This window comes from Arsenophonus sp. ENCA (assembly GCF_002287155.1).
GTDB classification, from domain to species: Bacteria; Pseudomonadota; Gammaproteobacteria; order Enterobacterales; family Enterobacteriaceae; genus Arsenophonus; species Arsenophonus nilaparvatae.
Genome location: NZ_NHNG01000799.1, coordinates 1 through 2,299, shown reverse-complemented (window position 1 = coordinate 2,299; position 2,299 = coordinate 1). Strand labels below are relative to the sequence as shown.

The window sequence follows — 2,299 nt, the reverse complement described above, 5'->3', positions numbered from 1 at the left end:
TACAGGTTTCGATCTTGACCAGCGGGTCACCCAACTTGTCGATCGTCTGTTGGTGATACTGGTTTGCAAAGAGGTCATTCTTAATGGCGCTGCGTTTCTTCATGGTGGTTAGCTCAGTAGACCAGCTTCCGATAACTTTATCAGCAAAATCAAACTCGGCTTAGGTTTTTCGAGGTGCCCTGAAGTAAGATATATTCCATCGATTGCTGGGGAGTGTGAGCGCATATGGCAAGTTACTCAACATTTACAAGATTTAATTTCAGAAGCTGAAAAAACAGTAATTAAAAGAATTATCAGAAAACGTGAAGATGCTAACTTGGTATTAAAACAAATCGAAGATATACTCACATCCGAAACTAGCAAAAACCCGTTAACTGATTCTATTTGGAAATGTCACAGATCGGCATTGATAAATTTCGAAAAACGTATGTAGTTATTATTATACCCCTGTTTGACAGGGGTTTTTTATGGAGAAATTATTATGTGGATATTAATTGTAGTAATAACTGCAATGCCTGTTGTAAGTGGCACTAACGGTATTAGTGTTAATATGCATGAGTTTGAATCAGAAAACACTTGTCAAATTGCTGCTAAACAGTTTAAAGATCAATTTCATAAAGTAAGTGAAAGTGATATTAATGCTAGAGCTATCTGTGTTAAAAAATAACTATCTTATTACTACATCTTATAAATTTATTAATTAATATTACATTTTTTATTAGGGATAATTAGTGAGGATTTTATCAAAAAAACGTCAATTTTTTTACTTTCCTGTTTATTTTTTGGTGCAGTGATAGCAAAAGCAGGAGATCAAACGCTATCTTTTGGGTATTTGAATGTAAATGCAAATGGTATTAAAGATAGCGTTAATTTAATGCGTAATGATGTAAGAAAAGCCGGAGATGCTATAACAAATGGCTTTGGAGTACCTGCTGTAGTTTCTTTAGATAGTTATGCAAACTTAGGTGGGGTTTTCATGCGTTACAGATATGAAATAACAGATGATTGGGGAATTATTAGTTCACTTGCTTATTCAACAAAAGATTATAATGCTAATGCAGGCGAAGAAAAAGATAGAATTTCAACAAAGAGCAAAGTTTCTGGTGACTATATTTCTTTGATGATTGGACCAACATATCGTTTTAATGAATATTTTAGCATTTATGGATTAATTGGCGGAGCTTATAAAAAAGTTTCATATGAGTCAAGATCGCAAGAATTTAAAAATAACGTATTAATTAATAGTTCTAAAAACTCGAAATCAGATAGTAAAACAGATCTAATTTATGGCGTTGGCATGCAGTTAAATTTTTGGCAAAATGCTACTCTTGATCTTGATCTTGATCTTGGCTATGAGCAGTCTAACGGTGACTGGAAAACCAATGCATTTACTATTGGTATAGGATATAAGTTTTAATCATCTAGCTGCTTTTGATGCCATATCGAATTTGGTGGCATCTCTACCCTAACATCTAGCCACGTAGACATCGGAATGTCAACTTGCTCACCATCGGTATAATAAGTTGGTTTTCCATCGATAATCTCTTTAACTCGCCAGTTCTGAAATTCTTCTGGCAAATGAGAATGCTGGCGGTGAAAAGTTTGGATTTCAATATTGCCGTCAGGTAGGATTTTATCTTTGATATATATTAGCTCTAAACCATTGCTATTTTTTGGCAACGATACCCCATCATTTATGCCCCATCCACCGTCTGCGTTATAACCCATGACGCCTGAAATGAAATATTGTCCAATTCCAGTTCGCTGGACATTAACTCCTTCTGATTCATCATTACACGAGTTTCGCACCAATAAAAAAACGCTCTATTTTTAAGTTTAATTCAGCATGATATATAAATAGTCAAAACCTTATAAATCAAATACAACTTATTGTAATTTAAGAAAATTTATGTTTTTTAGTAACTTGCAGATTAATCATTGCTTTTAAGCCATTTTTAGAATTTTATATGCCTGTGCGAWWSTYRWSCATAATAAACAACTGAACAAGTTAGACATCTCAGAAGAAGGAACTCCAATACACTTACGAGGCTACGGTTGGGTGACTGTTTTCAAATTTACAGCCAAAAACGGCCGTATTGATTACATAAAACTAGTTGCTGAATAGAGACTTGCATTTTTTGTCACGCTATTGAGAATAAAAAGAGGTTTAACTTAGAGAATAAAGGTTTGAAATGATCAACAAAGAGCGGCTGTTACGAGATAATCGTTTATGTAAAGCAATCATTGGATTATCAGTCGAAGAATTGAAAAATTTAGCCGCTGAATTTTCAGCTTGTTA

3 protein-coding genes are annotated in these 2,299 nt (G+C 33.9%); 2 read left to right on the top strand and 1 reads right to left on the bottom strand.

Going from position 1 to position 2,299, the window contains the following annotated elements; all coding sequences use genetic code 11:
• The first annotated feature begins 481 nt into the window (after positions 1 to 481).
• Together CBG25_RS20820 and CBG25_RS20815 are read left to right on the top strand one after the other, a co-directional pair.
• Positions 482 to 667, top strand: coding sequence for a hypothetical protein (locus tag CBG25_RS20820; protein WP_290608975.1), 186 nt, complete (start codon positions 482 to 484; stop codon positions 665 to 667).
• A 36-nt stretch (positions 668 to 703) separates the two neighbouring features.
• A complete protein-coding gene (locus CBG25_RS20815; RefSeq protein ID WP_366212825.1) occupies positions 704 to 1,417 on the top strand; it encodes an Ail/Lom family outer membrane beta-barrel protein in 714 nt (237 codons plus the stop codon).
• Here the strand turns inward: CBG25_RS20815 and CBG25_RS20810 are convergent.
• Complete coding sequence (locus CBG25_RS20810) at positions 1,414 to 1,809, bottom strand: hypothetical protein (protein WP_290608974.1); 396 nt, start codon at positions 1,807 to 1,809, stop codon at positions 1,414 to 1,416. The two genes, CBG25_RS20815 and CBG25_RS20810, sit on opposite strands and share 4 nt — an antisense overlap.
• Between the last annotated feature and the right edge of the window lie 490 nt (positions 1,810 to 2,299).